Origin of the sequence: Photobacterium sp. OFAV2-7, from assembly GCF_022347985.1 — a bacterium.
Taxonomy (GTDB): domain Bacteria; phylum Pseudomonadota; class Gammaproteobacteria; order Enterobacterales; family Vibrionaceae; genus Photobacterium.
This window is the reverse complement of sequence record NZ_JAKRFQ010000406.1, coordinates 1-4,461: the sequence shown is the minus strand read 5'-3', so window position 1 is coordinate 4,461 and position 4,461 is coordinate 1. Positions and strand designations below refer to the sequence as shown.

4 protein-coding genes are annotated in these 4,461 nt (G+C 51.5%); 2 read left to right on the top strand and 2 right to left on the bottom strand.

Features of this window, described 5'->3' with window-relative positions:
* Together yfbR and MHN01_RS17760 are read right to left on the bottom strand one after the other, a co-directional pair.
* Positions 1 to 487, bottom strand: a 487-nt coding sequence (yfbR, locus tag MHN01_RS17765; RefSeq protein ID WP_239412560.1) for a 5'-deoxynucleotidase, incomplete at its 3' end; no start/stop codon positions are given.
* A 140-nt stretch (positions 488 to 627) separates the two neighbouring features.
* A complete protein-coding gene (locus MHN01_RS17760) occupies positions 628 to 1,842 on the bottom strand; it encodes a pyridoxal phosphate-dependent aminotransferase (RefSeq protein ID WP_239412559.1) in 1,215 nt (404 codons plus the stop codon).
* 441 nt (positions 1,843 to 2,283) lie between these two features.
* On the opposite strand from MHN01_RS17760, the gene MHN01_RS17755 reads away from it, so the two are divergent.
* Positions 2,284 to 3,600 (top strand): isochorismate synthase MenF, encoded by a 1,317-nt coding sequence (locus MHN01_RS17755; RefSeq protein ID WP_239412558.1) that lies wholly within the window; start codon positions 2,284 to 2,286, stop codon positions 3,598 to 3,600.
* The coding region (gene menD, locus MHN01_RS17750; protein WP_239412557.1) for a 2-succinyl-5-enolpyruvyl-6-hydroxy-3-cyclohexene-1-carboxylic-acid synthase at positions 3,597 to 4,461 on the top strand (865 nt) is incomplete at its 3' end. The genes MHN01_RS17755 and menD, both read left to right, overlap by 4 nt.

Here is a 4,461-nt window from a genome sequence, read left to right as displayed (position 1 = left end):
GGCGCTTCTTGGCCTGAGTAAATTCATGGTTGCCGGCACTGAGTTCTTCAAGGCACTTGAGGTATGCACACAGGCTGTCAGCTTGTTTGACTATGGCATAATCCTCTTTGTCGATAATGTGGCTATCGAGCAGCGGCGCGTAGTCGTCCCGGAATTCCTCCGGCAGCATCGACAGCAGTTTTTGCTCGGCAGCAAGCTCAATCTTTTTATACTCTTCGGCAATGGTTGGGTTGTAGTATTTGATCGGGGTTGGCATATCACCAGTCAGCACTTCGCTGGTGTCATGGAACATACCGAGTAGGGCAATGCGCTCGGGATTGGTGTTGCCGCTGAATTTACGGTTTTTGATCAGTGCCAGAGCATGGGCGACAAAAGCGACCTGAAGGCTATGTTCCGAGATGTTCTCAGTCGAGACACTCCGCATTAGCGGCCAGCGTTGGATGAGCTTCATACGTGCCAGGTGGGCAAAAAAATGACTTTTTTCCATATCGATACTTCTTTTGCGGCTGAGAGTGAGGCTGATTGGCTGTATTCAGTTTGGCCTATCTAGTTAAAGGTAACAGAAAAAAACGTGAGGTAAATAAAAGCCCCAGTAAAAACTGAGGCTTGGGCTGGATGGGGCAATGATTATTGGCGGTAGCTATGCAGGAAGCGCTCAAGGCGGCCGATTGCCATTTCGAGATCATCAACCCGTGGCAGGGTGACGATGCGGAAATGGTCTGGCTTCTTCCAGTTAAAACCGGTGCCGTGGACGAGCAGGACTTTCTCCTGCTGCAGGAAGTCCAGCGCCATTCGCTCGTCATCAACAATATTGAACTTTTTCTGATCCAGTTTCGGGAACAGGTACAGTGCCCCCTTGGGCTTCACGCAGGAAATACCGGGGATTGAGGTGAGCATGTCATAGGCTTTGTCGCGCTGCTCGAGCAGACGTCCGCCAGGCAGAATCAGCTCGTTGATACTCTGGTAGCCGCCGAGCGCGGTCTGGATCGCATGCTGCATCGGGACATTGGCACAAAGGCGCATCGACGACAGCATCTCTAGCCCTTCGATGTAAGGCTTGGCTAAGTGCCTCGGCCCCGACAGGATCATCCAGCCAGCTCGAAAACCGCAAACGCGGTACGATTTTGACAGCCCGTTAAAGGTAACGCAGAACACATCTTCGGCCAGCGGGGCGATAGAAGTATGCTGAGCTCCTTCGTACAGGATTTTATCGTAAATCTCGTCGGCAAAAATAATCAGGTTATGCTGGCGGGCTATCTCAACCACTTCCAGCAGGAAGTCACGGCTATAGACCGCACCTGTCGGGTTATTTGGGTTGATCAGCACGATGCCGCGGGTATTGGGTGTGATTTTGCTGCGGATATCGTCAAGATCAGGGTACCAGTCAGCTTCCTCGTCACAGATGTAGTGAACCGGATTTCCGCCAGAAAGCGACACAGCAGCTGTCCAGAGTGGATAGTCCGGGGCCGGTACCAGAATCTCATCACCATTGTTGAGCAGTGCCTGCATCGACATCATGATAAGCTCGGAGACACCGTTACCGATATAGACGTCTTCGACATCAATGTCGAGCATGCCGCGTTTTTGGTAATGCTGCACAACCGCTTTTCGGGCCGGATAAATGCCTTTTGAATCACAGTAGCCCTGTGATGTCGGCAAGTTACGGATCACATCAACCAGGATCTCATCTGGTGCATCGAAGCCGAACGGGGCTGGGTTGCCGATGTTCAACTTCAGAATTTTGTGGCCCTCTTCTTCCATGCGTTTGGCATGTTTGAGAACGGGACCTCGTATGTCGTAGCAAACATTATTTAACTTGGATGACATCCCGATGTTGTGCATTGCTTGATTCCTGCGCAAATTATTATGTACTGACAACAAATTACACTATGAATCTGTATAAAATAAATACCCGGCAGAAAAAAATCGTGAAGAATAGTGTTTTATGTAATTAAATTCTATTTGCTTAGGTGTGATCCACTGCTTTCAGATCTGCCGTCGAGGTGTTCGCACCGTGATTGTTTTGAGAACGGTGGTTGAATTGGTACCTGACCGGGAGGAAATACCTTGTCAGGTGCCGTGATCAATTGTGATGAGATGTGAAGAGTCGTGTTGACTAATTACTTTATTAGTCAGACTGCATGAACTGAGGTAGAATGGCACATTCACTATGTGGTTAAGCATTTAACCCACATAAAGGTAGAATTATGTGCCAAGTGATTGGCATATTAACAATCAGCCAGGGATGAGCCGCTAGGGTGCTTAGAGCTGAGTGAGGTTACCTTGACCGCGTTACAAACAGCAGTTGAGTCTTTGATAAAGAAAATTCAACAGGCGACACAAACAACCCAACGATTAACGGTGGCGCTGGATTTACCGGCCAATACCGACCTTATTGACTGGATGGAGTCACAACCTCTCTTTCCGAAATTTTACTGGCAGTCTCGAGATAGCCGTGAAGAGGTAGTGGCACTGGGCCAGATCAAAACCTTTACCGATCCGATGGCGGCAGAAAAAGTGCTATCGGACGAACAACGCATCTGGGGCGGGCGTTCTTTTGACGGCCGGACTAACCGCAATCGGCGTTGCCTTTCTTCTTTTTTCTTTTTGCCGCAACTGGAAGTAATCCGCTTGGATGGCAGCTGGCAGCTGGCAGTCAACCTCTCGGCAGATGATAAAGAAAGTACCTTGCAGGCATTGTCACAGGTCACGCCTGACACATCGGAAGTCCCTGAGATAAAAAGTAAGATCCTAGGTCGCTCATACGCGCCGGATTTTGCTGGCTGGTCTGCGATGATCGGCAATGCGCTGGATGCGATCTCACAAAACCTTTTTGAAAAGGTGGTTCTGGCACGACGCACGACGTTGCAGCTTGATCTGCCTGTTTCACCGGCACAGCTACTCAAGGCCAGCCGAAGCCGCAATATCAGCAGCTTTCACTTTATGATGGCGATGGATGCCAAGCACTGTTTTGTTGGTTCGACGCCAGAGCGGTTGTTCCTGCGTCACGAGCGCGATCTGCAAACCGAAGCGCTGGCGGGTACGATTGGCCGTGGGCAAGATCTGTCGGAAGACGACCAGTTGGCGCAATGGCTGATGGACGACAATAAGAACCGCTATGAGAATCGTCTGGTGGTGGACGATATTGTCAGCCGCCTGGTACCTCGCTGTGAAACGATGAACGTTGCGGAGACGCCGGAGTTGGTTCGTCTGCGCAAAGTGCAACACCTGAAACGTAGTATTGGTGCCCAGCTCAATGAGCAGGTCTACAGTGCCGATCTGTTAGATAGCCTGCAGCCGACTGCCGCTATTGCCGGTTTGCCCCGTGACAAGGCGTTGGATTTTATTACCGAGCACGAGCCGTTTGCCCGTGGCTGGTATAGCGGTGCGGTGGGCTTTCTTAGTCGTCAGCGCAGTGAGTTCTGTGTCGCTATCCGCAGCGCTCTGATCATGGGTGAAGAGCTTCACTTATTTGCAGGTGCAGGCATTGTTCCTGGTTCTACTGCTGACAGCGAGTGGCAGGAGCTGGATCGCAAGACCTCGACGCTATGCAGTCTGCTTGGCTCCGATGAACCGGAACTGGAGCGCAAATCCGCATGACTCAGGTAGGAGCAACATCGTTACCGGTTCAGAATGACGCTTCCGCATATCGGGCAGCCCTGAATAACCAGTGGGCCGGCCTGATGCTCGAAGAACTGGTACGGCTTGGTGTAAAACATGTGTGTATTGCGCCTGGCTCTCGTTCGACTCCCTTGACTCTTGCTGCGGCCAATAATGACAGGCTGACACTGCATACTCATTTTGATGAGCGCGGGTTGGGCTTTTTGGCGTTGGGTATCGCCAAAGCATCGCAACAGCCTGTTGCTGTGATTGTGACTTCGGGTACCGCCGTCGCCAATTTATTGCCGGCCGTTGCTGAGGCCGGTCTGACTGGCGAAAAACTGGTAGTGCTGACATCGGATCGCCCCGTGGAGCTGATCCAGTGCGGGGCGAATCAGGCAATTCGTCAGCACGGTATTTTTTCCGAACATGTGACCGAATTTCACGATATCCCGTCCCCGACGCTTGATATTACCCCCGGCTGGCTGCTTTCTACCATTGATGCTGCCATGTATCAGCAGTCTATTCATGGTGGTGCTATTCACTTTAATTGCCGTTATCCCGAGCCTTTGTACGGTGAAGACGTCGACTTTTCCCGCTACCTTGCGCCGCTGAATGAATGGCTGGCTGATGATCAGCCGTATACTCATTTCCAACAGGCTGAGGCCGGACAGGTGACACTGGACCATTTCGCCTGGTCTTCGCTGGTCGCTAAGAAAGGGCTTGTTGTTGCCGGTAGGATGCTACCTGGTGAGTTGTCAGCGGTTCAGGAGCTGGCTGACAAGCTGGGCTGGCCATTATTGGTAGATCCCCAAGCGGGCGGAACCAGTGACTGGGCCGGTTATGATGTCTGGATGCAAA

Bases quoted from the DNA above. Each gene is read 5' to 3' on its own strand.
- MHN01_RS17760 (WP_239412559.1), bottom strand. From the start codon at position 1,842: ATGCACAACATCGGGATGTCATCCAAGTTAAATAATGTTTGCTACGAC.